The organism is Vaginisenegalia massiliensis, assembly GCF_900604935.1.
Taxonomy (GTDB): Bacteria; Bacillota; Bacilli; order Lactobacillales; family Aerococcaceae; genus Vaginisenegalia; species Vaginisenegalia massiliensis.
Genome location: NZ_UWPC01000011.1, coordinates 1 through 25905 on the forward strand (window position 1 = coordinate 1; position 25905 = coordinate 25905).

At 39.4% G+C, this 25905-nt stretch carries 21 protein-coding genes, 1 tRNA gene and 1 CRISPR repeat array; of the genes, 2 read left to right on the forward strand and 20 right to left on the reverse strand.

The features are described 5' to 3' along the window. The first annotated feature begins 467 nt into the window (after positions 1 to 467). Positions 468 to 2765: a bifunctional glutamate--cysteine ligase GshA/glutathione synthetase GshB gene (gene gshAB / locus EIH20_RS07225; protein ID WP_124059218.1), complete on the forward strand. Its 2298-nt coding sequence runs from the start codon at positions 468 to 470 to the stop codon at positions 2763 to 2765. A gap of 67 nt (positions 2766 to 2832) precedes the next feature. Here the strand turns inward: gshAB and EIH20_RS08565 are convergent, their stop codons facing one another. From EIH20_RS08565 to coaBC, 8 genes are all read right to left on the reverse strand, one after another. After that, positions 2833 to 2997 (reverse strand): hypothetical protein, encoded by a 165-nt coding sequence (locus tag EIH20_RS08565; RefSeq protein WP_164470905.1) that lies wholly within the window; start codon positions 2995 to 2997, stop codon positions 2833 to 2835. Positions 2998 to 3166: 169 nt separating this feature from the next. Continuing rightward, positions 3167 to 4174 carry a lipoate--protein ligase gene (locus EIH20_RS07230; protein ID WP_124059220.1) on the reverse strand — a complete coding sequence of 336 codons (1008 nt, stop codon included), beginning with the start codon at positions 4172 to 4174 and terminating at the stop codon, positions 3167 to 3169. Between the two features lie 77 nt (positions 4175 to 4251). Next, the gene (locus EIH20_RS07235; protein WP_124059222.1) at positions 4252 to 5328 is read right to left on the reverse strand and encodes a M42 family metallopeptidase; all 1077 of its coding nucleotides are present in this window, start codon (positions 5326 to 5328) and stop codon (positions 4252 to 4254) included. Between the two features lie 142 nt (positions 5329 to 5470). Continuing rightward, positions 5471 to 6034, reverse strand: a complete 564-nt coding sequence (nrdG, locus tag EIH20_RS07240; RefSeq protein ID WP_124059224.1) for an anaerobic ribonucleoside-triphosphate reductase activating protein — start codon at positions 6032 to 6034, stop codon at positions 5471 to 5473. After that, positions 6027 to 8249: an anaerobic ribonucleoside-triphosphate reductase gene (gene nrdD / locus EIH20_RS07245; protein ID WP_124059226.1), complete on the reverse strand. Its 2223-nt coding sequence runs from the start codon at positions 8247 to 8249 to the stop codon at positions 6027 to 6029. Before nrdD ends, nrdG begins: the two co-directional genes overlap by 8 nt. Before the next feature lie 386 nt (positions 8250 to 8635). Beyond that, positions 8636 to 9898, reverse strand: a complete 1263-nt coding sequence (locus tag EIH20_RS07250) for an ABC transporter permease (protein ID WP_164470906.1) — start codon at positions 9896 to 9898, stop codon at positions 8636 to 8638. Then, positions 9888 to 10628 (reverse strand): ABC transporter ATP-binding protein, encoded by a 741-nt coding sequence (locus EIH20_RS07255; RefSeq protein WP_124059231.1) that lies wholly within the window; start codon positions 10626 to 10628, stop codon positions 9888 to 9890. The genes EIH20_RS07250 and EIH20_RS07255 overlap by 11 nt, the downstream gene beginning before the upstream one ends. A gap of 29 nt (positions 10629 to 10657) precedes the next feature. After that, positions 10658 to 11866, reverse strand: coding sequence for a bifunctional phosphopantothenoylcysteine decarboxylase/phosphopantothenate--cysteine ligase CoaBC (gene coaBC, locus EIH20_RS07260; protein WP_124059233.1), 1209 nt, complete (start codon positions 11864 to 11866; stop codon positions 10658 to 10660). Positions 11867 to 12053: 187 nt separating this feature from the next. Here coaBC and EIH20_RS07265 point away from each other — a divergent pair. Then, positions 12054 to 12126: transfer RNA gene (locus EIH20_RS07265), tRNA-Lys, on the forward strand. A gap of 156 nt (positions 12127 to 12282) precedes the next feature. On the opposite strand, the gene EIH20_RS07270 is transcribed toward EIH20_RS07265, so the two are convergent. The 12 genes from EIH20_RS07270 to cas1 form a co-directional block, all read right to left on the reverse strand. After that, positions 12283 to 12645, reverse strand: a complete 363-nt coding sequence (locus tag EIH20_RS07270) for a RidA family protein (protein WP_241152410.1) — start codon at positions 12643 to 12645, stop codon at positions 12283 to 12285. 12 nt (positions 12646 to 12657) lie between these two features. Beyond that, the gene (locus EIH20_RS08655) at positions 12658 to 13074 is read right to left on the reverse strand and encodes an aminotransferase class I/II-fold pyridoxal phosphate-dependent enzyme (protein WP_124059238.1); all 417 of its coding nucleotides are present in this window, start codon (positions 13072 to 13074) and stop codon (positions 12658 to 12660) included. Next, positions 13044 to 13844, reverse strand: a complete 801-nt coding sequence (locus EIH20_RS08660; RefSeq protein WP_164470907.1) for a MalY/PatB family protein — start codon at positions 13842 to 13844, stop codon at positions 13044 to 13046. The genes EIH20_RS08655 and EIH20_RS08660 overlap by 31 nt, the downstream gene beginning before the upstream one ends. A gap of 12 nt (positions 13845 to 13856) precedes the next feature. Next, entirely contained in the window at positions 13857 to 14507 is a 651-nt protein-coding gene (locus tag EIH20_RS07285; protein WP_124059242.1) for a YdeI/OmpD-associated family protein, read from the reverse strand. Positions 14508 to 15020: 513 nt separating this feature from the next. Next, a complete protein-coding gene (locus EIH20_RS08570; RefSeq protein ID WP_164470908.1) occupies positions 15021 to 15173 on the reverse strand; it encodes a hypothetical protein in 153 nt (50 codons plus the stop codon). Positions 15174 to 15345: 172 nt separating this feature from the next. Next, positions 15346 to 20139: a Cna B-type domain-containing protein gene (locus EIH20_RS07290; protein WP_124059244.1), complete on the reverse strand. Its 4794-nt coding sequence runs from the start codon at positions 20137 to 20139 to the stop codon at positions 15346 to 15348. Beyond that, complete coding sequence (locus tag EIH20_RS07295) at positions 20082 to 21221, reverse strand: MSCRAMM family protein (RefSeq protein WP_124059246.1); 1140 nt, start codon at positions 21219 to 21221, stop codon at positions 20082 to 20084. The genes EIH20_RS07290 and EIH20_RS07295 overlap by 58 nt, the downstream gene beginning before the upstream one ends. Positions 21222 to 21402: 181 nt before the next feature. Continuing rightward, the gene (locus EIH20_RS07300) at positions 21403 to 21585 is read right to left on the reverse strand and encodes a Txe/YoeB family addiction module toxin (RefSeq protein ID WP_124059317.1); all 183 of its coding nucleotides are present in this window, start codon (positions 21583 to 21585) and stop codon (positions 21403 to 21405) included. 62 nt (positions 21586 to 21647) lie between these two features. After that, the gene (locus tag EIH20_RS07305; protein WP_124059248.1) at positions 21648 to 21929 is read right to left on the reverse strand and encodes a type II toxin-antitoxin system Phd/YefM family antitoxin; all 282 of its coding nucleotides are present in this window, start codon (positions 21927 to 21929) and stop codon (positions 21648 to 21650) included. A 129-nt stretch (positions 21930 to 22058) separates the two neighbouring features. After that, positions 22059 to 23480: a CRISPR direct-repeat array (repeat unit 36 nt; unit sequence GTTTTACTGATAGGAAATTATAGAGAGTGCAAAAAC). Positions 23481 to 23497: 17 nt separating this feature from the next. After that, the gene (csn2-St, locus tag EIH20_RS07310) at positions 23498 to 24541 is read right to left on the reverse strand and encodes a CRISPR-associated protein Csn2-St (RefSeq protein ID WP_124059250.1); all 1044 of its coding nucleotides are present in this window, start codon (positions 24539 to 24541) and stop codon (positions 23498 to 23500) included. Next, on the reverse strand, positions 24542 to 24865 hold the full coding sequence (gene cas2 / locus EIH20_RS07315; protein WP_241152411.1) for a CRISPR-associated endonuclease Cas2: 324 nt from the start codon (positions 24863 to 24865) through the stop codon (positions 24542 to 24544). Further along, positions 24855 to 25775: a type II CRISPR-associated endonuclease Cas1 gene (gene cas1 / locus EIH20_RS07320; protein ID WP_124059254.1), complete on the reverse strand. Its 921-nt coding sequence runs from the start codon at positions 25773 to 25775 to the stop codon at positions 24855 to 24857. Before cas1 ends, cas2 begins: the two co-directional genes overlap by 11 nt. Between the last annotated feature and the right edge of the window lie 130 nt (positions 25776 to 25905).

Consider the following 25905-nt stretch of genomic DNA (forward strand, 5'->3'; position numbering starts at 1 on the left):
TATTTTTTTGACAGGTTTGCTTCCTGTTCTCGAATTATATTCGGGTTGTATCTACTCGTTTGAATAGATCCCTTACACATCTTGGTGTTTGTCTTTGTTCAGTTTTCAATGAGCGTTGCTGTCTCGCATCTTACGCTGACAACTTCTATATATTACCATCGCTTCTTCTTATTGTCAACAAGTTTTTTGAAATATTTTTTATTTCTTTCAACTTGTTGTGAAGCGCTTGTAATGCCGTCCTCGTGAGGACAAGAGATAATATAGCACGGCTTACCGTCTAGTGTCAACACCTTTTCCTATTTTCTTTTTGTTTTTCTTGATATATTTTATCCAAGCAATATTCCTTTGCAATTATTCCAATTTCCCTTAGAATATAAAAGCTACTTAAACCTATCATTAACCTAGGATTTGAATTTTAGCATATAATAGAAATAAGTAAGTTACCCTTTCAATAGTGGAGGAAAATAATGAATACAACAACCAAACTATTTAATAAAGATCATTTAGCGGCTTTATGGCAAAGCACTATCGGACTTGAGAAGGAATCTTTGCGTCTTGATCCGAGTGGTCAACTTTCCCAACAAGAACACTCTAAATCATGGGGCAGTCGCTCCTATCAACCTTATATTCAAACCGATTTCGCCGAAGCTCAACTGGAATTGATTACTCCACCCTGTTCTAGCTCACACGACGTTTTAAATTGGCTGGCCAGTATCCACCAAATTGTAGGGTCGACAGTCAGTGATCAAGGCGAACTATTATGGCCCTTTTCTATGCCTCTTCATTTGCCCCAAGATATCGAAACGATGAAGGTTGCCCAACTCGAAAAGGAAAGCGAGCGGGCTTATCGCGAACAGTTGGCCCAAAATTACGGCAAAAAAGTTCAGCTCATCTCGGGGATCCATTATAATCTTCAACTTAATCCGTTAATAATGGATCAAGTGATTACTTCCGATTCTAAAACGTCATCAATAGAAGCAAACAATCAGATTTACATGCACTTAGCTCGTAATTTCTTGCGTTATCGTTGGATTCTGACCCATTTGCTAAGTTCCAGCCCATTAGCTCCATCAGAATATGAAACCCAATATTATGGCACACCTCATCAACAACCAATGAAGTCCGTTCGCCAGAGCCGCTACGGGTACCGCAATCATTCTGATGTTACTGTGTCTTATGAATCTCTTCCTCAATTTGTCGAAAGCCTTGAACAACAAGTTGCTAAGGGCAATCTTTCTTTGGAAAAAGAACTCTACCGCGATGTTCGTTTACGAGGGGCTAAATCTGCTCGCGGTTTATTAACTCATGGTATTCAATACATCGAATTTCGTAATTTCGATCTAAATCCCTATCAACCTTATGGAATGAGCCAAGCAGATATTGATTTTGTGAAACTATTTATTCTCAGTCTCCTATATATAGAAGACTGTCGCACCGACCAAGCAATCGATTTCGGCAATGACTTACACTTAGCCACAGCCGAATCACATCCAGGTGATACTTGCCAAGACAAGGACGAAGCCTTAGCCATTTTAGAATTGGTTCGGGACAATGCCCGACTTTTGGATAACATTTACTATCCAGACCATTACTTGGAAAAACTTGTTGCAGACAAGCTAGCTGAAATTAAAGGCGAAAAACCTATTTTAGCTCAACGTGTCTTCCATGATTTTCCAGATTTGGCTACTTGGCACACCTCTGGACTGGAATTGGCTCGGCAACACCTAGACCGCTATCTAACCAAAGCCTATACCTTGCACGGTTTTGAGGCTCTTGAAATTTCTAGCCAAGACTTAGTCAAACAAGCGATTCGTCTCGGCATTCAAGTGAAGGTATTAGATGCTAACGAAAATTTACTTGAATTCGATTATCTTGGTCATAAAGAATTCGTCAAAAATGGCAACATGACTCGTTTGGACAGTTTGATTTCTTATTATCTGATGGAAAACAAAGTGGCTACCAAAGAATTATTGGCTCGCCAAGGTTTACATGTCCCTTCGGGATCAAGTTTTTCTTCCGCCCAAGCTGCTAAAGCTTTTTACCACCAATTGCCTTTCGATCGGTTTGTCATCAAACCCAAGAACACCAATTACGGCTTAGGAATTTCTATCTTTAAAAGTAAGCCTAACCAAGACCTCTTTAATCAAGCCGTTGATAATGCTTTAGCCGAGGACCAAACCGTCCTCGTAGAAGAATATATCGAAGGAACGGAATTACGCTTCTATGTCCAAAACCAAGAAGTCAAAGCGGTCTTAGAGCGTCAGCCCGCTCACGTCATCGGCGATGGTCACCATACTATCGGTCAATTAATCGACATAGAAAATGAAAGTCAACCTCTACGGGGTCCAAAACATCATGCCCCTTTGACCCAGCTAGCCAAAGGGACCACTGAACAAATTCAACTAAGCAATCAAGGTTATGACTTCGACTCTGTGCCAAAAGTCGGCGAAAAAGTCCTCTTGCGGGAAAATTCAAACATTTCAACCGGCGGTGTTTCAATTGATCGCACACAAGATGTCCACCCTGATTACCTCAAGCTAGCACAAGAAGCCGCTAAAGCTTTAGGGGCAAACTTCTGTGGGGTCGATATCATCATTAAAGACTACCGACAAGCAGTTCATTCAACTACCGACTATGGTATCATCGAAGCCAACTTCAACCCTGCGATGATGATTCACTTATTCCCAGGGCAAGGCCAAGCTCAACCGCTATCCCTATATGTTTTACAGCAACTTTATCCTGAATACCCTTGGCAAAAGAATTAAACTTACAGCTAAAAAAGGATGGCCGCATAAAATGCGACCATCCTTTTTATATTATATTTTAATTGGCTTATTTTTGACGCGTTTTTTGGCCTTTAGCTGCTTTCATTTCTGCTAAATACTGACGACGACTTACGACTAATTGAGGTTGCTCAATATGTTTCATATTCAAATCGTTTTGACGAATCGTTTCGACTGCTTCAAAATTGCTAATAATATTAATTAAACTGGTCATTGATTTCCCCTCCATTCCTTCTCGTTTAATTCCACAAGCATTATAGCAAGTAGGTATTAAAGCATCTTGAGGGACAAGTAAGAATATGCTCAAAAAATCATCCAGTTATATAAGAAAAGCCCTCATAATAGAGGGTTTTCATAAGTCAGATTCTCATCTAACGTCTAAATTATTCAAATATTAGCGTTAACAATTCTTCTTTGGTCACGCGACCAAAATAAGCCGATACATCTAATTGTTCGAGCACTTGTTCAACAGCTTGTCGATCGAACTTGGTACCTACAAGTGCTTGCTCAACATCAGCGATTTCGCCCAAGCCAAAGAAATCACCATAAATTTTTACTTGGTCAATCAACCCTTGTTTAACATTGAAACGGAAGTCGACAAAACCAAAAGGAAACTTCTGACTCTTTTCAATGGCAAATTCAGGCGATTGTCCATAATTCCAATCCCAATTGCCAAAACGCTCTTGACGAATTTTTTCTACTTCAGCCCAATCTTCATCCGTAAGACGGTATTCCTTTACTTGACTCCGATCTTCGACACCAAAGATGGCTAACAAGAGTAAATCACGAAATTCTTCAGTTGAAAGATTTTTATATTGTTCATCAACGTAAGGCTTGATATTAGTTACCCGCGAGCGAACCGATTTAATCCCTTTTGATTCAATCTTTTCTTTGCGCGGTTTTAAAGCGTTAGTGACTTCATCTAAATCCGCATCAAATAAGATGGTCCCATGAGCGGTCATGCGACCGTTTTTCGCATACATAGCATTTCCTGAAAATTTCTTGCCATCAATCAACAAATCATTCCGCCCTTGCAACTCAGCCCCTTCAACACCCATTTTATGAAGAGCTTCGATAACAGGTTGAGTAAAGGAAGCAAAATCACGGAATGAACCATCATCGTCTTTGATGAAACAGAAAGAGAAATTGCCGCGATCATGGTAGACCGCTCCACCACCGGACATGCGGCGAACGACACGGATTTGATGATCCTCAACATAAGGTTGATTGACTTCTTCTATCGTATTTTGATTACGGCCAATGATAATCGATGGATCATTAATATAGAATAATAAAATGGGTTCATCGACCAAACGATTTTCTACTAAATAAGTTTCTAAAGCAATATTAACACTGGCATCATAATTATTTTGGTTGTCTACAAAGTACATCTCATCTCTCCTTAACTCACTTTAGTCGTTAGCTGCAAATGGTTCTTTCCTACGATTGATTCAATTATTGATATTATCTAGGCATTAGCCCGGATTTCCTGAACCGTTTCTTGATTTAGAGCTTTTAAGAGGGCAACCGCTAATTTCACTGTGTTTTTAAAGTCATCCTCGTGAATCACTGATGTATGTGAGTGTAAATAGCGTACAGGAACTGTAATCGCAAGCGATGGCACCCCATCTAACGCTTGGTGTTGAGAACCCGCATCGGTTCCGCCACCCTTAACCCAGGCAAATTGGAATGGGATTTGATTATCTTCAGCTACCTTAACGACAAAATCACGTAACCCACGGTGAGGAATCATTGATGCATCATAAATAATCACTTGTGGACCCTTGCCTAATTCGCTATCAGAATCAGAAGCTTTAATTTCTGGTGTATCCCCAGCAATACCCGTATCCAATGCAATTGATAAATCCGGTTTAATCATATAAGTAGCCGTCTTAGCTCCTCGTAAACCAACTTCTTCTTGAACATTGGCTCCAACGAAGAGTTGAGTATCGTGTCCTTGTTTATGAGCTTCTTTAAGTAATTCAATGGCTACTGCCACACCGATTCGATTGTCCCAAGCTTTACCTAATAAAAACGGCGTTCCATTCATGCGTTGACTTTGAATATAAGGAGTAATCATATCGCCAGGACGAATGCCCCATTCCATCACTTGTTCTTTGGACGAAGCACCAAGATCAATAAACATATCGGCTAAATCAACCGGTTGCTTACGCGCTTCTGGGCTAAGAATATGAGGAGGTTTCGAGCCAGTCACACCGCGGTATTCTTTACCCTCCCGAGTAGTGATCGTGACTTGTTGGGCCAAGACAACTTGACTCCACCAACCACCAATTGGCACAAATTTAATAAAGCCTTTATCCGTGATTTGGCTAACCATAAAGCCGACTTCATCCATATGAGCTGCCATCATGATTCTTGGTCCTGATTCATTACCCACGTGGTGAGCAAAGATAGATCCTAAACCATCTTCTAGATAATCATCTGCCCATTCCTTAGTCTCTTCCTTGAAAGCTTGACGAATTTGCCCCTCATTACCGGCAATTCCATTAAGTTCAGTAAGTTTAAACAATAATGCATCTTCCATTGCTTCTTTCTCCTCTCAAACTAGCTTGTTGAGCTCATATGAGCCATACTCCATCATTCTAGCCCTTTGTTCGCCAAATTTCTAGTAAATGGCATAAAAAAAGTGCTTACTTACGTATCTCTACGTAGATAAGCACGACGAATTATTCTGTAAAAGCATCTGACCAAAGAACAACTTGTTTTTGCGCAAGGCTGGCTGGCACATCAATAATACGCTGATTAGCAGACCCTCTAAAACGCAAAGTCAAATCCATCTGCTCTTTGATGAAGCGTCCATCAACTAAGACATCGACTAGTGATAGTAAGGTCAACTTGTCATCAGACTCTTGCATCATCTCTTCCCAAGTATAACCGGTCCAAGCCCATATATCTTTGTCATGACCAAAACGTTGGCGAACTTCTTGGCAGAGAGGAATTAAGGTAGGCGTATTGAGAAAGGGTTCTCCACCTAATAGGGTTAAACCTTGGCAATAATCGGCAGCTAAATCTTGTAAAATCTGCTCTTGTAATTCCTGAGTATAGACTTGCCCATAATTAAAATTTTGGATGATTTTGTTATAACAGCCTTCACAGGCAAACAGACACCCACTTACATATAAGCTGCAGCGGACACCTTGTCCATCGACAAAATTATAAGGTTTGTAATCCGCAATCTTGCCTCGGCTCCAATCCTTGGCTAGCCATTCTTGGGGACGTGGATTATTCATCCGCATCCACCTGTGCTAAAAAACGACCCGCATCATCAATATGTTTCACTCGAGAAGAAATCTCCTTATGACGTCCGCGTACCATCGGCCGCAATTGTGGATTGCCTAAATAGCCGCAGGTTCGCTTGACCACATCACAGGTTTTAGGGTCATTATTATGGCATTGTGGACATTCAAAGCCCCGTTCTGTTGGCAAGAAGTCACCCTCAAAGCCGCATTCATAGCAATGGTCAATGGGTGTATTCGTCCCAAGATAACCAATTCGGCTATAGGCATAATCCCATACCGCTTCCAAAGCCTTTGGATTTTGACGTAAATTAGGGTATTCACAATAATGGATAAAGCCACCCGAACAATAGGCTGGATAGTCTTTTTCAAAATCAATCTTTTCAAATGGAGTCGGTTTCTTACGGACATCGTAATGGAAGGAATTAGTGTAATAATCCTTGTCGTTGACATTGGCAACCAAACCAAAGGCTTGGCGGTCAATTCGGCAAAATCGATCGGTCAAACTTTCCGAAGGAGTCGAGTAAACACTAAAGTGATAACCATATTGGTCGCCCATTTGGTCTGCCCGCTGTTTCAAGCGTTTCATAATCGCTAAAGTGAAGTTCTTAGCTTCCGGATTCGTTTCCCATTCGGGGCCATAGAACGCAGCCGCGACTTCATATAGACCAATATATCCTAAGGACACCGTTGCCCGTTTATTACGGAAACATTTATCAACTGAATCTTCACTATTCAAGCGGATTCCCCAAGCGCCATATTTATACAGGATAGGTGCATTTTCTGGACTTGCTTCTTTGACCCGCTCAACACGGTAAACCAAAGCGTCCTCACAAATATCCAAGCGTGAATCTAGTATTTTCCAGAAAGTCTCTTGATTACCGTTAGCTTCAATCGCAATCCGAGGCAAGTTCAAGGTAACCACACCCAAATTCATCCGTCCATCGTTGACTTCTTGGCCGTTTTCATCACGCCAACCTTGTAGGAAGGAGCGACATCCCATCGGCACTTTAAAACTACCGGTTAATTCGACAATTTTATCGTACATAAGCACATCTGGATACATCCGCTTAGTCGCGCATTCTAAGGCTAATTGTTTAATCGCATAGTTGGGGTCAGTTGGATGTAAATTAACCCCGTCTTTCAAGGTGAAGACTAATTTAGGGAAGATAGCTGTCCGATGCTCTTGGCCCAAACCTTGGATCCGAACATTTAAGATCGCTTTTTGAATCTCTTGTTCAATCCAAGAAGTTCCCAGTCCGAAGCCTAAAGTGGTAAAGGGGGTTTGTCCCTGAGAGGTATATAGGGTATTAATCTCATACTCCAAACTTTGCATGGCATCATAGATATCTTTCTTGGTCCGTTCAATAACAAAAGCCTCGCGCTTAGCTGGGTCTTCAATCCATTGGTCTGCCATCTTTTGATGCTTGCGGCGATTTAATTCACCATATGGAGCCAATACTTCATCAATCCGATTGGCACTACAGCCGCCGTACTGGCTACTTGCAACATTGGCAATAATTTGGGCCATTTGTGCCGTAGCTGTTTGGATGGATTTTGGTGATTCAACATCCGCATTTCCGATTTTAAAGCCTTGTTCAAACATGGACTTAAAGTCAATTAGGCAGCAATTTGACATGGGAGCATAGGGATGATAGTCCAAATCGTGATAATGGATTTGTCCTTTTTGATGCGCGTTGGCTACATGCGGCGGCATCATTTTCAAACCAATCGATTTTGCGACGATTCCTGCCGTTAAATCCCGCTGTGTATTAAACACACGCGAATCCTTATTAGCATTTTCATTAACAATGGTCGCTTCCTTCATCATCAAATCCTGAATCCGGTAATTGATATTGGTGGCATTGGCCCGTTCAATATCCCGTTGGGTCCGATAATGAATATAAGCTTTGGCTATCTCGCCCATATTTTCTTCGAGCAATTGGTGCTCGACAATTGATTGAATCTCATAAATCTTGATATCGGTATGGAAACGTCCCAAGATTTCTTCTTCAACAGCAAACAATAACTGTTCAATTTGCTCAGCTCGTTCAGGTGTTACCTGACCCTCGACTTCTTGAACAGCCTTAGCCACTGCTTGATAAATCTTTTGATTATCAAATGGGACCTGGCGACCGTCGCGTTTAACCACCAAAAGACGTTGTAATTGATAAGGCATTCGCGCGCGTTGTGATGACATGACTTCCATCTTTTTTCCTCCTTCATGGCACAAAAATTGTGCATTTAAATCTAGTTTCCAAGCGAAACCACATTTAAATACACAAGATATTGTGTTACTGGATATAATTTACCATATATATAGGGACCAAACTAGTGGCCATGGGGAATTGTTTCATAGTCCATTCATAAGATTAACGATTTTTCACAAGAATTGTCCCGACAATCTCAGACCAGAAGCTAAAGAATGTGTATGGAACATTTTTGTCAAACAATATGCTCACGATAATCGACCGATTGACCCACCGACTAAAAAACAATTCCTTTTTAAACTTTTATCGTTCGCAAGTAAAAACGGATCAGCTTTCTGTTACAAAGCTGATCCGCATTATTTATCATTCTACACTTCTGCCAAGCTTAATATAATTCCGGTTGCTTATGTCCCCAAAAAGGCAGATAAATCCCTACCATGACAACAACTGCGACAAACCAACCCAGAATGACAATCAAAGTAGCCCCACTTATTGGATGACAAAGCAGAAGGATAAGACTATCTACACAGGTTTGGATGGCCAAAATGATGGCCACCGTTTTTTGAAAAGCTCTTAACTGTTGCTTTGTTTCTTTTGGCAAAATTTGTTGCAAAGGATGATGATCGTAAGCATTCATCAATGGTAAGAGTTGAATTAAGGTCAAGCCATATCCGATTAAACCTAGACCAGCTTGGAGCCAAATTTGCGGAGACAAGGCTAATAGTAGACCGATAAACAAGATCACTTTCAACCAAACACCTGAATAAGCCGAATTTCGGCATAACATTCTTATGTAAAGGAAACTAAATCGATCCCTCATTAGGGGGCGCAAGACTTGAATCAAACCATCGAACAAACGGATATTGCGCAAAGTTTTAGGACGATTAGGAACATCGGTGAAAACAGCCACCCATTTATAAACCTGAGCTTGACGGTGTGTTTCTAACTCCACCACCTGGTCAAATTGCATTTGACCATGCTTACTTAAATGATAAAGCCACAGCAATCCACCGGCAATTATGCCCAGGCAGACCAACACAAGAGTAAAATCCCAAGGGGATTTAACAAAGAAGACAACCAAGAGTAAGGCCATATAGACCACACTATGAAACCAAGTCCGATTCAAGAGACCCTTTAAAGGAACGACATTAAATTGGTCGAGATAAATCAAGAAAAAACTAGTCAATTTGAGTAGCCAAGATAAGATAACTAATGCCCACATTTGGTTTAAAGACCAGTGGGAGATCAGTCTTACAAAGGGATATACCAGAAAGACGGCACCAACTAGCGCTATTAAGGGTAAGACAAGGCCTAAGCCGAGGCCCTTTAACCAAAACATACGCCACTCATGCCCTAAAGGAAATAAATAACTTTTATCCGTTGCTTTGGTAAACCAAACGGGCCGCCCCATTTGAAAAACAAGACCTAACCACAGAGCCATACCAAGTAAGATGGGATCATGTAGACTTGCTTTAGGGAACGTTTGTAAAAGCTCTAATTGATTCCGATAATAAAAAGCGGCAAAGCCTAACATAACTAGCAAAATAACCGAAAAATGATCATTGAAAATATAGCGACTGTACTTACCCACTTCTCGAGAAAAATGCTGAAAGCGTTGCTGCCAGATGGATTGCAAATTACGATTCATTTGCATCACCTGCCACCAAGGCTAAATACAGGTCATCTAAAGTCGCTGTTGGTTTATGATAATGTGTTTGCAAGGACGTTTTATCCCCTTGGGCCACAATCTGTCCCTGACTTAAGAATAAAAAGCGGTCACACAGTTGATCAGCGATACTTAAAATATGGGTGGTCAAGATAATCGCCGTCCCTTGAGCTGCCCTTTGCTCTAATAAATCAGCGAAGTGTTTAATTGCTAAGGGATCTAAGCCTAAGAAAGGCTCATCAATAACCAACAACTTGGCATCGGTAATTAAAGCACAAATCACCATGACCTTTTGTTTCATTCCTTTAGAAAAATACGCCGGAAACCAATTTAAGTGCTGGTCTAAGCGAAATAAACTTAAAAGAGGTTGAGCACGTTTCATCGCCTCTTCTTCACTTAAGCCATAACCTAAAGCTGTCATCTCGATATGCTCTTTCAAGGTCAGTTCATCATAAAGAATAGGTGTTTCAGGTATATAAGCAATTTGACGCGCATAAGCCTGATGATCTTGGCGAATCGTGATATCCCCTAGACTGATATGCCCTTGCATAGGGGTCAACAACCCTAAAATGGTCTTGAGCAAAGTCGATTTTCCTGCCCCGTTTAAACCAATTAAGCCCACGATTTCGCCAGCTTTAATTTCAAATTGGGCATTTTTAATAATAGGAACTTGTCGATAACCGCTGTATAAACTATGTACTTTTAAGACCAATTCTGTCTTTCCTCCTCGTCGCGCTCTGCTTACACTTGCGTCATAATAATTTGCCAAATAGATAAGGCAGTCTGTTGCTTGCTCATCTGTGGTAAAGGATAGTCTTGCCCCATTCGCGATATCAAAGTGACTTGGTTAGTATCACTATTAAAACCAGACCCCTTTTGGGAAACATCATTAGCGACGATCCAATCCGCATTTTTACGGGTCAACTTATCATGAGCATATTCTAGCAGATTAGATGTTTCAGCCGCAAAACCAATCACTGTTTGATGACGCTTTTTATTTTTGCCCAAGTAAGCCAAAATATCAGGATTTTCAACGAGCTCTAAGATCAAACCTAATTGCCCTACTTGCTTCTTGATTTTTTGATCCGCTTGATTAGCCACCCGATAATCACTGACAGCTGCTGCCATCACCGCAATGTCCGCATGACTGAAACAGTCTTTTATAGTGTCCGCCATTTCCTGTGCACTTTCCACAAAATGCATCTGACAATTCGCTGGCTCAGCTAATTGATGGGTAGTTGAAATCAAATCAACTTGGGCCCCCAACCAAGCCGCTGTTTGCGCTAAGGCATAGCCCATTTTTCCTGACGAATCATTGGTAATATATCGAACAGGATCAATCCGTTCTCGGGTTCCGCCTGCTGTAATAACCACGCGTTTGCCAGCTAAAACTTGAGGGAATTCAGCCTGAGCAAGCACCATTTCGACCATCTCAACAATGGCTTCTAATTCTGGCAAGCGCCCCTTGCCTTCATAGCCTTCAGCCAGAAAGCCTTCATCAGGCTCCATCACTTCATAGCCATCTTGGCGCAGTTGTTCAATATTTCGTTGAGTTGCTACATTGCCGTACATATTGACATTCATGGCCGGAACAATCAGGCGAGGACAACTTGTCGCTAATAGGCAAGTTGACACTACATCATCAGCTATGCCGTGGGCCATCTTGGCCAAAATATTAGCCGTAGCTGGACACACCAAGGCCAAATCACACCAATCAGCCATAGCTACATGTTGGACGCAAGCCGGCGTCGATTCATCAAATGTATCAATCAAGACAGGATGCTTGGTCAAGACTTGAAAAGTCAAAGGCGTAATAAATTCTTGAGCATGTTGGGTCATTACCACTCTGACTTGGGCACCCCGACGAATAAGCATTCGTGCGAGTTCAGCCATCTTATAAGCTGCGATCCCACCGGTAATAAAAAAGCCAATCTTCTTATTTTCTAACATATTATCGCCTACTTTTGTTAATATATTGGTCCCCTTTATCTATCATCGGGTCTCTGTAATGTTAGTATATACGATTGCTATATTAAATACTAATGGATATAAAAATAAAATTTTTTAACTGAGGATTTTCATTTGAAATATTGACAAGATATATGAATAGGCGTATAGTATCTTTTGTTAACAAATCGGGCTGTTAGCTCAGTTGGCAGAGCAACTGACTCTTAATCAGTGGGTCGAGGGTTCGAGCCCCCCACAGCCCATTCATATTTATATACTGCGATTCCTAACTTGTTTGGGGGTCGCTTTTTTATTTGCGAAAAATAAAAGGGTAGCAAAGTTTTTTCAATATACAAAGAGGCCGCCAAAATTTGGCGACCTCTTTGTATTGACTTTTCCCGATCGGATTTTGCTTTGACTTAATTTACTTGCGCGATTAATTCAATCTCAATCTTGGCATCCTTGGACAATTTAACCACTTGATAACAGGTGCGAGCAGGATAGGGTTGACTAAAATGCTCTGCATAAACGGCATTCACTTGAGCAAAATCAGCCATATCTGTCAACAAGACTGTTGTTTTGATAACTGAGCTAAAGTCCAAACCTTCCAATGCAAGAACAGCCTTTAAATTTGCAAGAACTTGTTGGGTTTGTTCCTCAATAGTAGGACCTACTAAGTCCCCTGTTTCAGGATTTAAGGGAATTTGTCCTGACGTGAATAATAGACCATTTACTAGCCGATGGGTAGCGTAAGGTCCAATTGCTGCAGGTAATTTACTCAAAATAGTTCCTCCTTATAAGGCATTAAGCCAATCTTTAATGCGGTGGAAAGCCTCTTGAACTCGCGCCCGCGAAGTTCCTAAGTTTATCCGAACATAGCCCGCACCAGCCGAACCAAAACAGGTTCCCGCTTGGACTAATACGCCCGCTTCTTGTGCTAATCGTTGGGTAAATTCTTCATCCGTCAAGCCAGTAGCTGACACATCCACCCAAATCAGATAGGAAGACTCCATCTCCATCAAGCGAAGTGATGTCAATTCTTTTTGACAAAATGCTTTTACCCATTCATAGTTTTCACAAATATAAGCATAGCATTCTTGGAGCCATTCTTTTCCTGCTGGTGAATAAGCTGCGCAAAGAACCGCAATACCAAATAAGTTAGGTTCAACAATATGTTCAGCTACATCAATTTTTGATACTGAGCTCGCAATTGGTCATTAGGAATGATGGCATAACTTGTCTTAAGGCCAGCAAAATTAAAGCCCTTATTAGCAGAGTTAAACCAGACTAGATTTTGACGATAAGCTTCATCTAAAGCTAAAGTTGAGAAGAATTCACCTTGATAAATATGGTCTGAATGAACTTCATCTGCCACTAAAATAACGCCATGGTCTAAACACAACTGAGCTAAGCGTGTTATCTCTTCTTTTGACCAGATGCGTCCACCAGGATTATGAGGCGAACATAGAATAAAAAGCTTAGGCTGGTGTTGAATCATTTGCGCTTCAATTGTTGCAAAGTCCATTTGATAGCGTCCATCTTGATCCAACAATAAATCTACTTCAATTGCACGAATATCATTCTCTTGCGCTGCCATTCGAAACGGATTATAAACAGGATTTTGAATCATAATACAGTCATCAGCTTGGCAAAAAGCACGGACCGCATGGTATAAAGAAATCGCAACGCTATAGTCCAAGAGAATATGTTCACGGTCAATATCCAGACCTAATTTATCTTTTTGCCAATATTGAATGGCTTGATAGAACTCGTCATAAGTATAGACATAACCTAAGGTTTTCTTAGCCACAATCTCTTGAAGGCAGTCTTGAATCACAGGCGCCACTTGAAAATCAAGGTCAGCAATCCACATCGAAATATAATCTTCGGGTAGTGGCCCATAGATTGCTTCAACAAATTTACGATCCCATTTACGAGAATGGTCTGTTCGCCGATCGGCTAATTGGTCAAATTCAAACATTTTGCACCTCATTTATTCATTTTTCAGAGCCTGTTTCAGCTCAGTTTGTCGTTTTATCTTGGTCGTTTCTGTCTTGGCACTATAAATATGTCTCGCCCATTGGCGTTGACGACCGGGTGTCAGTTCAACAAAAGCTTGGCTTAAGACAGGATCTTCACGCTCTAAGAGCTCAATGAGTTCAGGTATAAAATGAAGATAATCACCCACTCGTCCCGAACTAGCTTGCCTGCGCTTTGCTTGACGATCTGGTTCCACGTGTTTGATGCCAATAATCGTAAAGACATCATTTAAGGAAATCATCTTATTAAACTTAAAGTGAGTATCGGGCAGATAGCCTAAAGCGTCTTCAACCCCCAAAGTCGGAAATATCTCATCCCGATGGATTCTTGGATAATAGGGGTTCTTTAATTTAGGGTAAACTAAGAAACAAACTCCCCCTTTACCGATCGTCCCGTGCTCCCATAAGTCGTATAAGGTTTGTCGCATCTCTTCCAAAGAATAGACATGAACCCATACTGCATCGTAGACGGCATCCCAATCGAAAGACTCAACAGACTCGGTAACCAAGCTTAATAATTCGCTACTGTGGGGATCTCGATTGATTAGACCCCTAAGCTTAAATTTACTGAGACCCAATTTTCTTTCTAGCACCTCATTTGTCATTCATTCACCTAATCCTTTAAAACTGACTTGATAAAATGCCAACAGTACCATTTTAGGCTGATAGTTGAGGAAAAGCAATGCCTTGTCCATTTATTTCAAACATTTCAACTTGTTTGACGATAAAAAACCTCGGCTTCTACCGAGGTTCTCAAAAATCATCTTATGTAAATAGTATGAGCTCAGATTAATTGTATTAGGTTACGCCTAATAGCGAGATACAGCATATTTCAGCATTGGATCACCGTACCCTTTCGTAACATTTCTTCTCATCATGTTAACTCCCCCTTTCTAATTCCTACCTTTCTTTAGCAGATTTCATCGGGAGGTTGTGAACGATGATCAAATGTAACTAAAAGGCCAGCATCCTTAATCTCACTATCAAAGACCAAATAACAACTGTATTCAAAGGAAAAGAGAGTCCGTGAATTACCAAATAAGTTCATTGAATTCCTCCTTTAAATTCATCGCAAATCCAGAGTCTAGCAATGCTACAAAAAAAGAGCCTCGATATCCCTAGATATCAAAGCCCGTTAATTGTGTTGGAAGGTCAACATCACTATCCGCTAGTAAAGCGAAGACAAGCTGAGCATTTGAAGAAGCGACAAACAAGGCTTGAAGAGCGAAAATCACCGCGGGCATAGCTTTTAATCCAGGCGCTAACAGCATCTGATTTCCTCCTCTGTCATCTGTCATTATCTTCACTTCAAGTATAACTAAAGTAGTAATAAATGTAAATTATTTGCTTAGAATCCCCTAAAGTTATTCATCAACCCATAAACTAAATAAGCCGAAAGTCAAAAACAGGAGCTTTTTAAAGAAGCTCCTGTTTTGAGGTTATCTATGATTTAGCTAACTTATCATGACATAAGATAGCTAGACCACTAATTGCTAAAATACTTGCTAGGATGAGGTCCATAAATTGACTGAATTCACCTGTTTTAGGTAGTGAACCTGCGCTAGGACTTGAGACCCCACCGCCAGCTGAAGCTGAGCCTCCTGAAGATCCACCTTTACCGCTTGGCTGTTGTTGAGTGGTTGAGTTATCTTGTGAATTCTCTCCAGAGGTCATAGGAGACTCTTGACTTGTTTCAGAAGATGAAGTTGTTGACTCTTGACTAGTAGGACCATCCTCTGCTTGGTTGGTTACCTTAAGAATCTTTCCTTTATCCTCAGGCAGACTGAAGAAATATTTCTTAGTGAGATCGCCTATGTACCCTTGAGGAGCCTTCGTTTCAATAACGTAATAATCCCCTTTTGCCAATTCGATTAAAGCAATGGCCCCTTTGCCATCTGTTGTGAATGAATCTAACTTCATTTCCTCTTCCGTTTCGGCAACCGAGAACGTTACTTCATTTTCAATTACTCCCGCTTGTGTCGCACCCACTTCTGAATTAGTTTGTGCTTGCAAGCTAACTAATTGGGCTTCAAGCTGAGCTATTTCAGATAGAAGTTTCTGTCTTTGCGTTGAATCTTGAGTTCCCACTTCTGTTATTTCAGAAATAGATGTCACGGCCGGACTAATTTGATTTCCTGCCTCATCAAGGACGGCATCTTGAATAACCACTTCGGTTGTTCCTACAACTCGATTACTTGTTTCTTGAGCAGGTAAATCAGCTTTTAATTGGGCAATTTGAGCTTGCAATTCTTGAATCTGCTGATTATTAGCCTGATTTGTCGTACTCGTTTGTTGTGAATAAGCTGTCACAACAAGACCTTGGTCATCCTTACTTACCACCAGTTTAATACCCGTTGGAGCCTCAAAACTTAGTCGATAAGTTCCCGCTCCATCCTTAGGTAAGGAATAAACGGTCGGTTTTTGACTCGAAAGCGTGATGCCCTCAATGGTTTGACCATCTTTTTGTAGGTCAACCTTAAGGCTACCGAGGCTTGAGTTGTCAGTCTGATCTTTCAATACCAACCTAATACTATCTGTATCAAGTGTCTTCTTAACTTGATATAAATCAAATTTGGCCCCTGCTAATGCTTGGTTTGTTTTAGCATCAGATTTCAGTATCGCCACATCATAAACCGCTGGAACCTCAGGAGTTACCACTTCTTGGGTCGTAGCAGGTTCCCCCGTAGTAGAAGCTTCGGTCGTCCTTGTCTCTGTTTTTACTTCTGATGTTGTCGAAGACTCAGACGTCGTCATGGTTTCCGTTGTCGTTGAAGCTTCAGACGTGGTCGTTGTTGCTGTTGTTGTTGAAGCTTCAGTCGTGGTAGTTGTTTCTGTTGTTGGAGTTTCAGTCGTCGTTGTCGGTTCGCTTGTTGTCGTTGACTCAGTCGTCGTTGTTGCTTCCGACGTAGTTGAAGCTTCAGTCGTCGTTGTTGATTCGGTTGTTGTCGTTGACTCAGTCGTGGTAGTTGCTTCCGATGTTGTCGAAGTCTCAGTCATCGTTGTTGCTTCCGATGTTGTCGAAGCTTCAGTCGTCGTTGTTGCTTCCGATGTTGTCGAAGACTCAGACGTCGTCATAGTTTCCGTTGTCGTCGAAGACTCTGTTGTGCTTGTTGTTTCTGTTGTGGTGGTCGATTCCGGAGTATACTCATTCACAAATCCAGCGTCTTTATCCGTTGTAACCTTCGATTGTAAGACACCATTAACATCCGTTACTTGCACTGTTACATTGACTGGTGTCTGATCATAAGTTATCCCTTGTTTTGGAGTTGCCGGTATGTTCTCTCTTATTTGATACTGATAGGTTCCGGCTTCAGAATAAATGATTGGAGCAAAAGATATACGACCATCACTACTGTTACCTACTGTTTGAATAGTCGTTCCAGAACCATCAATCAAGTCAAAGCTAAACTCTTGATCAGCAAGAGGTCGTCCATTCAGTGTTTTAATGCTTGATAGACTAACTGAAACGGGTTGTGCTTTATAGATATTTTTAAATAGCGTAATCCCATTATAAATTGGAGTAGCCACGTACGCTCCGTCTACTTCTTCGACATTAACCTCCAAATTAACCACTAAAGGATCATATTCAATATGCGTTGCGCTAGAATCACCAGCAACTTCACGAATTGTGTAAGTATATGTACCCGCTTGGTCAAAGGTTAAATCAGCAAAGCCAATCTCCCCATTGCCATCATTAGTAGCCGTCTGAATCACTTTACCTGTCGAATCCAGTAATTCAAAGGTAAATTCTCCAGCTTGTAACGGGGTTACCCGACCAGTTAATACTTTATCTACATCAACTGGCAGACTGACTGGTTGAATTTTGGTATTGGTGACCGTGTAACCTGTCGCACTATCCCCACTAATTTGAGTGGTATAACCTGCAATTGGAACTTCCTTAATACTATAGTCAATTAAATTTCCCAAATCATCATATTTTGGTAAATTAGCGAAACGATCTTGCCAAGATTTACTTGCATCCAAAATCAATTCTTGTTGCTTTTGACCATTTGCCCACAATTCAACAGTGGCCGAATTGCCTTGACCGTCAACCCATACCTTGTTGACTGGAATTTGAATCGTCTCGATATTTTTATTCGTAATTACAAATCCATCCGTAACCGAACCGGTCACTTCTGTTTGATAATCAGCTGGACTAACACCCGTCACTTGATTTTCTTTAACTGTATACACGATTTCACTTGTACCGTTAGAATACTGCGGCAAATCTACAAAACTATCGGCCCAATTATTGGCGTCATTTAATGTCAATGATTGTCCACTAACTAGCTGCCCATCAGCATATAGACTAACTGTTACTTCACTTGCTTTTGGCCCAATCCATTCTTTCGATACGCCAATACTTACCTTGCCTTCTTTAGTATTGATAACTTCAAAACCATCTGTGCTGTTTCCCGAAACGGTTGAATTATACCCTGTAATTGGGACTTCATGGACCGTATATTTGATAAGACTACCATCGTCGTTGTACTTCGGCAAGCCACTAAACTTGCCTTGCCAGTTACCCGCTTGATCAAGAGTTAAGATTTTACCATCAACCATCTGCTCGGTTCCATCCGGTAAAATCTTAGCCAATTGAATATCTGCTGTGGCTGGTAGAGAATCTCCGGCAGGAACTTGCCATTTCTTGGTAACTGGAATGTCCACTGTTTCTTCATTGGTATTGGTGACTGTAAAGCCTTTATCCATATCACCTGTAATGGCCACTTGATAGACAATATTATTCAGGGTCACTTCATTATTATTGGTTGTTCCTTTTTCTCGAATAGTATAGGTAATCTGATTACCTGAAGCATCATTTATCGGTATATCATTAAAAGAGTCTAACCACTTATTAGTGTCATTCAAGGTTAAGGTTTTACCTTCAACAAGGGTCCCATTAGCTAATAATTCAATGGTAGTATTAGGTGCTTTAGGGCCAACCCAATTTTTCACAACAGAAATGTCCCTCGTTAGTGGTGTATTAGTAATATCTACCATTGCTGAAGGACCTGGAACAATTGGCGTTACTTTATTATCTATCTTATAATTTTTGGGCGCTTCTATTTCAACAACAATATAGTTATAGGCATAATAATTAAATGAGTTGGTTCCAGGCGCAACCGTTGGCAGCTTGGTCATAATTTGCCCCATTTGATCGGTTGTATATTCTCCAACTTTGGTCCATACCATTCCACCGTAGTTATAATAATCTGCTGCTACCACCGGTTGAGGAGCAGCCATTGGACCAGCTGTTATGGCTGCCATTGGTCCCACACCCCCTACAAGGGTTGCGGATTGATAAATCGCAAAGCGAGCTCCTTCAAGAACTTGGTTAGTTTTTGAATCGGTTTTATTAATGGTAACATCCATTGGATCTTGAGTATTATATAGAGTTACAAAATTAGTCTCTGCTGTATTCACGGTTATAACCGGACTCGGTTGGAAACCATCGATAGTCCCTACTTGTTTAATGGTGTAAGTTCCTTGGGGCAACTTAGGACTGGAATAATTTCCGTTGGATTTAATATCAAATTGTCCCATGCTGACTCCAGCCTCATCAAAAATTTCAAAACGTCCAACGAGACCGGTCATGGAAGGAGGCAATGCTAAATTATTAGATAAAGCCTTAAAACTAACCTCTATTGGAAGGTAATTCAGCGGATAGTTGAGGATTTCCTGGCTTCCCGCAGCAAGATCCAGAGGCTGAGCACCCCAGATTTCACTATATCCATCTGGAGCCAAGTTTTCTTGATAGTAATAAGATAACGTTGGATCTAGGTTAGGTAGATTAAAGTTTCCATCGGCCTCGGAAGTATAGTAGTCCAAAACGGTATAATTTTTATTGTTTTGGCTAAAGTAGATTGGCTCAGAATCAGAGGTGACTTCTTTATATACGGTTATTTGCGCTCCGGCTAAAGGCTGTCCATTAGATCCATCCTTTTTGAACAAACTAAACTGAAAATCGGTTGGAATTTTTTTGTTAGTAACCCTTAAGACTGGGTCACTGTAGTTCGTATAGACTGACTGATTAGAAAAATAACCATCAAGAGAACGCGTCTCGGCAAAAATATAATTAGCCGGACTGTCATACAATTGCACAGTCGATGCATCAAAATTAATTTCACCATTGGCATCCGTCGTAAATGTTCCTAATTTATATACAAAGTACATACCGACTACTTCAGGCTGGCTATCCGGAGTGGGCGGATTAATCGTATAGACAGAGAACTCCACCCTATAGGTTGGCCCGTATCTTGATCCGTTTTAACAATTTTAAAGGGAACTGGTTGACCGTTACTCGAATCTCCTGAAGCTTTCAAGTTCATTAGATCTATCTGGGTAGGCACTGGCCGGCGAGTATCTAGAATCATCCCAGTTGGTGGTTGGTAACCGTCTAATTGCTTATTAACTAGGTTATATACTTTACCTGCTTCTAACGTAACTTTTACCTGCCCATTTGCATCCGTCGTAAAGGTCTGACTTGGACCGGGGGTTTGATTTCCGGTGGTTTCATCTATGATGATTTCACTTAAAGTCACATCGGTAATTTGTTTAATCAAGGTTGGATTTATTTGTTGAAAAGAGAGTTCTGCTAGCTGAACGGTCACCTCTAATGTTTTAGAAACCTGCAAATCAAAAGTATTATTATCATTATTCGTTGCTGTTACATAAAACTGAAGGTTGCTTGGAAGCGAAAACTGATCCGCGTTCGTTAATTTAATAGTGTACTTGCCCTCTGGCAGGCTTGCCTTAATTTGCCCACTAGCATCCGTCACGAATTCTTGAGAAAATTTATCGCCTTCCCTATTCCAACCACTCGGATCGTTATAAACATCTTTTATCGTGTAACTCACTCCCGGTACGGGCTGTCCAGTATTAATATCGGTTACATTGAATACGGTTAATGTTTTATAAAACTGTAGGTCAAAAGTCAAAGGGTCTTGACTCGTTTCTGTTACAGAAAATTGAATTTCGGTTGGACTCGAATACTGATTCGAGTCCGTTAATCGAATCACATATTTGCCTACTGGCAGGTTTTCCTGAATCTGACCATTTGCATCCGTCACATATTCTTGAGCAAAATTCTGTCCTTCTATTGGCAATCCAAATGGATCAGTTGAAATGTCTTGAATCGTATAACTCACTCCCGATGCAGGCTGTCCATTGGCATCGGTTACATTGAATACGGCTGTTTTGGTTACTCCTGTCTGAGCTTCTACTTGATTCGTTATTAATAAAGTAATAGCACTCCCCACTATTACTAATAAACTAAGAAGACATCTCAACCAAAAGTTGCCTCGATTCTCCTTCTTCATTATCTCATCTCCTAAAAAATATTCTCAAGATTATTATAGCAATACCCTTAAGAAATTCCTATTCTTTTTATACTTTAACCAATGAAAAAGCTTTCTTTTATTACATTTTATAATTTTTTATCACGATGATAAAAGAAAACAAAAAAGCCAGAACTATGTCTGGCAATAAGGTAAGGTTGTATTATTCTAAAGCATAGTGCGTCCAAGCTGAATAAATAATCACTAGTTTGTTTTCTTCATCTATTTTATAGACTACTCGGTGTATAATATTTATTCTTCTTGAATAGAATTCTTGTTCTTTTGGAAATAATTTTTCAAAACTTTGGCTATGCTCATACGGATTATTTTCTAAAGTCTTATAAATTTCTACACATGACTAGACTTAAGTCTCATCAAGTCTTTCTTAACTTGCTTTTTAATTTAACTTTATAATTCTTCCTCCAAGTTATTCCAATCTAAATTGTCAATATTGTCAATTTCAATCAGCTCACTATTATCGTTCTCACGCTCACGAACAAAACTCATCGTTCCTGTTCGCTCAAGATAAAGCGTTTCTTGAATTGCGTTCCAATCATCTAGTGAAATAAGCACTGCGTTTGTATTAGGATTACTGCCAATAATTTTGACCTCTTTGTGAGAGTCGTTTACGTGCTTTAGTACGTCAAATAAGTTTTGCCTAAATTTTGTAGGGTTTACAATTTCTTCCATTTTCATCACCTCTACATATATTATGATGTACAGGATTGCGTACACCAAGTAAATTGTAAATTAATTAAAATTTGTACAACTAAATAATTCATCCATTTCTTCAATTTAATTAAACAAATCGCCTACATAGCTTTACTGATAGGAAATTATAGAGAGTGCAAAAACTGACGTCACGTGACGGTACAGATAAGATAAGTTTTACTGATAGGAAATTATAGAGAGTGCAAAAACAGACCCTTGTGAGGTTTTAGGATTGCCTAAGTTTTACTGATAGGAAATTATAGAGAGTGCAAAAACAGGTTCAAGAGATATACACATAAATATAGGGTTTTACTGATAGGAAATTATAGAGAGTGCAAAAACGGATTCAAAACGATTGCAAGCAATCTGTCGGTTTTACTGATAGGAAATTATAGAGAGTGCAAAAACACAAAGTACACGTTAAGCAAACAAAAAATTGTTTTACTGATAGGAAATTATAGAGAGTGCAAAAACACAGCTCGGTTAACTCGGTTAGGGCTTCTCGTTTTACTGATAGGAAATTATAGAGAGTGCAAAAACCGGAGTTAACGAGGTAATAGCTAATGAATCGTTTTACTGATAGGAAATTATAGAGAGTGCAAAAACCTATTTCAGCTTGCAATCTCGCTTGTTCCTGTTTTACTGATAGGAAATTATAGAGAGTGCAAAAACAACTCGATTGCCATATCTATGTTTCCACTTGTTTTACTGATAGGAAATTATAGAGAGTGCAAAAACTTTGAACCATTTTCATTTTTCATAGTTGTTGTTTTACTGATAGGAAATTATAGAGAGTGCAAAAACGAAGCCAATGTTTTAAAGTTCATGGACTTAGTTTTACTGATAGGAAATTATAGAGAGTGCAAAAACGGATAGTTATTAGAAAATGGGTTGATAGTTGTTTTACTGATAGGAAATTATAGAGAGTGCAAAAACCTTTCTCATTTAAGAACATTAAATCACGTTGTTTTACTGATAGGAAATTATAGAGAGTGCAAAAACTTCTTTGACTCTTTTCTATTTCAACCCTTGGTTTTACTGATAGGAAATTATAGAGAGTGCAAAAACAACATCGTTTTCTTAGCTTGTTTCATTGCGGTTTTACTGATAGGAAATTATAGAGAGTGCAAAAACAAAGATTTAAATTGTAATAAAAATCGTTACGTTTTACTGATAGGAAATTATAGAGAGTGCAAAAACTCTAATTTTATCAGCATCAATTCCCAAAACGTTTTACTGATAGGAAATTATAGAGAGTGCAAAAACATGCACTTGATATTAGCATTAATGATTTATGTTTTACTGATAGGAAATTATAGAGAGTGCAAAAACGGCTCCATTGAATCTCCTTTGCATTTTAAAGTTTTACTGATAGGAAATTATAGAGAGTGCAAAAACAAGATGGGGAAATTGATTACTTTTATTCCCGTTTTACTGATAGGAAATTATAGAGAGTGCAAAAACGCCAAATCAACGCGGAGGTATCAACTCAAAGTTTTACTGATAGGAAATTATAGAGAGTGCAAAAACCTCAAATTTCGGTTTTTCTAACCCAAAATCCCCTTTTTGATCAAAAAATTATATTCAATCTCAGATAATTCTTCAATTGACGTCTCAAAATCAGAATAATCCTCGAATAATTCTTTCATCACTACAAATAATACCATATCCTTAGGGCTTATGAGAAGCGCCTGTTTAATCGGCAAGCCAATTAAATGAATTAGTCGAAATGTGGCTTTAATTAATTTTTCATCAGAATAACGAAATTCATCTGGATAATGGTTCTGTAAACTAGTCCTATAATCTCCTAATATAGGCATCTGCAAAATATCATCATAACAGACCACTGTTCTGGGTAAATAACCTTGATTTACTTCCCAAATTACATGGTGAGTGATTACAATCAGATGCACTAATCTAGTCTCTTGAGACAATATTGAAATTCTTTGAATAAATTGCTCGATAAATTCTGCACTTAAAAAGGTTTCAGGTTGATTTAATACAAGCCAGATGGGCTTACCCGTTATTTCAATGTACTTAGCAAGATGGGCTAAATAAATTTCTAAAATATCCTCTGTATCTACATACGCAATTGGAACTTCTAGATCATTATAAAAATACCCTATACGAATATTATTCTTAATCAAATCCTCAAATTGAATAGGCAATAAGTGATACTGAATTAGTTCATTTTGATTTCCTAATTTACGTTGTAACACACTTTCTAATTGAAGTAATTGATCATTAACTTGCTCAATTAATCGAGTTACTTCTATATCATTCTTCAAGTCTTTTAACAAATCAAATAAAATTGTTCCTTTATTCAGAGTTAAATTTTGAACCAGACTTGCTTGATTTTCTATTGCAAGAATGGTTAAATCCTTACTTTTTAATTCTTTACCATCAACTTCTAATTGAATACCATTTTCACCATAGATATTATTTTCTAATCCTGATATTTTTCCATTAAATAACCTTAATGACTGATATACCTGCCTTAAAAGGCGATGATTGCCTCCTGTCAACAATACAAAATCGTCTAACATTAATTCTATAAATTGATTGTCACTATATTCTATTTTCACTTGCATCTAGATCACCACTAAACGATTGGCACCCACAACTTCTTCTTGCATACTTCTTTCTCCAACCAACAGAACCATCGACTTGAATTGAGATTCTGTGACATAAATTAATCTTACATTGCCATTACTTGGGATTTTCTTTTTCAGAATCGATTCGTATTTTGCTAAAGAACTGCGATTTGGTAGACTTCGATAGTAGATTGAATACTGCAACATAGTAAATCCATTTTCAATTAAATGTTTTCGAAAAACACGATATTCTTTTTGTTCCTTTGCCGTATCAAACGGCAAATCAAACATACATAATAATCTCACTTGTTCAAACCTCACCTTTTATCGCTCCCAAATAATTTTCTAAACTAATAGAATTTAACTTAGAAAAGTCTTCTTTCTCCATTGCCCGAATAAACGAATTGACATAGTCATAGATAGCAGAATCAATAAATTCTTTCTTACCTTTTACCAAAATTTGGTGATTTAAAAATTCAATAATCGCCAGCCGCTTATCATAGGTTAGAAAGTCCTCTTTGTCGTTAATAATATGCTGATATACATACTGGTCCATTAAAGGTCGAAAGGGTTCCATTAAATCATCTACAAGATTAAATGCATTATACTCATTCTTATGAAAGATACCCAATGAGGGTATCAACCCTAATGCCACAACACAACGTGCTACCTGAGCTCTGATAATACTATAACCATAATTCAAGCAGATATTAGCATAGCAGGCATCTTCACGAGTAAAACCCATACCAAATAAAGAATTGAAATATACTTTTGCTGCATGGCCTTCTCTATTGGTTGCGTCGCCCAACATCAGATTATCTAACAATTCTTGCATCAAGGCTACACGTTCTTGTTCAATTCCCAACTTCTCCATGAGGACCATCTGATTAGCAATCTTCATCCTTATAACTTCAGTCCAAGCATTTTGCTTCAATAAGTCAGACCATTGAGATTGCCAGATATTACGCTTTGCTGTTCGATGATATTGGCCCATGGCTAGATATATACCACAAGGCAAGAATTGATTATCACACGATACTACCGCTATTTGGTGTCGACTTAATTGCGCTAGTAGTTTAGTCGTAATGACTGTGCAATCTCCTTCTAGAAGAATCGTGCCAATATCCGATAAGGGTACTCTAATTTCTTTGCCTTGCTTTACAATTACAAGATTATCCAACTGTAATTTCAGCCGTTCACCATTCTTAATAAAGACCGTTCTAAATGACATAACCCTGTCCTCCTAAATAAAAAAAACCACCCAAAAGGGTGGTTGAATTCGGCATAAAGCCTTATTTTTGCAGATTCTCTAATAATTTCCTATCAATAAAAATATTAGAAAAGCATGTCCCGTCGGACAC

Coding starts and splice junctions, on each gene's coding strand:
- coaBC (WP_124059233.1), bottom strand. CDS start 11,866: ATGTTAGAAAATAAGAAGATTGGCTTTTTTATTACCGGTGGGATCGCA.
- EIH20_RS07250 (WP_164470906.1), bottom strand. CDS start 9,898: ATGAATCGTAATTTGCAATCCATCTGGCAGCAACGCTTTCAGCATTTT.
- EIH20_RS07305 (WP_124059248.1), bottom strand. CDS start 21,929: ATGGAAGAAATTGTAAACCCTACAAAATTTAGGCAAAACTTATTTGAC.
- csn2-St (WP_124059250.1), bottom strand. CDS start 24,541: ATGCAAGTGAAAATAGAATATAGTGACAATCAATTTATAGAATTAATG.
- EIH20_RS08660 (WP_164470907.1), bottom strand. CDS start 13,844: ATGTTTGAATTTGACCAATTAGCCGATCGGCGAACAGACCATTCTCGT.
- cas1 (WP_124059254.1), bottom strand. CDS start 25,775: ATGTCATTTAGAACGGTCTTTATTAAGAATGGTGAACGGCTGAAATTA.
- EIH20_RS08570 (WP_164470908.1), bottom strand. CDS start 15,173: ATGCTGTTAGCGCCTGGATTAAAAGCTATGCCCGCGGTGATTTTCGCT.
- nrdG (WP_124059224.1), bottom strand. CDS start 6,034: ATGAATAATCCACGTCCCCAAGAATGGCTAGCCAAGGATTGGAGCCGA.
- EIH20_RS07295 (WP_124059246.1), bottom strand. CDS start 21,221: ATGAAGAAGGAGAATCGAGGCAACTTTTGGTTGAGATGTCTTCTTAGT.
- gshAB (WP_124059218.1), top strand. CDS start 468: ATGAATACAACAACCAAACTATTTAATAAAGATCATTTAGCGGCTTTA.
- EIH20_RS08565 (WP_164470905.1), bottom strand. CDS start 2,997: ATGACCAGTTTAATTAATATTATTAGCAATTTTGAAGCAGTCGAAACG.
- nrdD (WP_124059226.1), bottom strand. CDS start 8,249: ATGGAAGTCATGTCATCACAACGCGCGCGAATGCCTTATCAATTACAA.
- EIH20_RS07230 (WP_124059220.1), bottom strand. CDS start 4,174: ATGTACTTTGTAGACAACCAAAATAATTATGATGCCAGTGTTAATATT.
- EIH20_RS07235 (WP_124059222.1), bottom strand. CDS start 5,328: ATGGAAGATGCATTATTGTTTAAACTTACTGAACTTAATGGAATTGCC.
- EIH20_RS07285 (WP_124059242.1), bottom strand. CDS start 14,507: ATGACAAATGAGGTGCTAGAAAGAAAATTGGGTCTCAGTAAATTTAAG.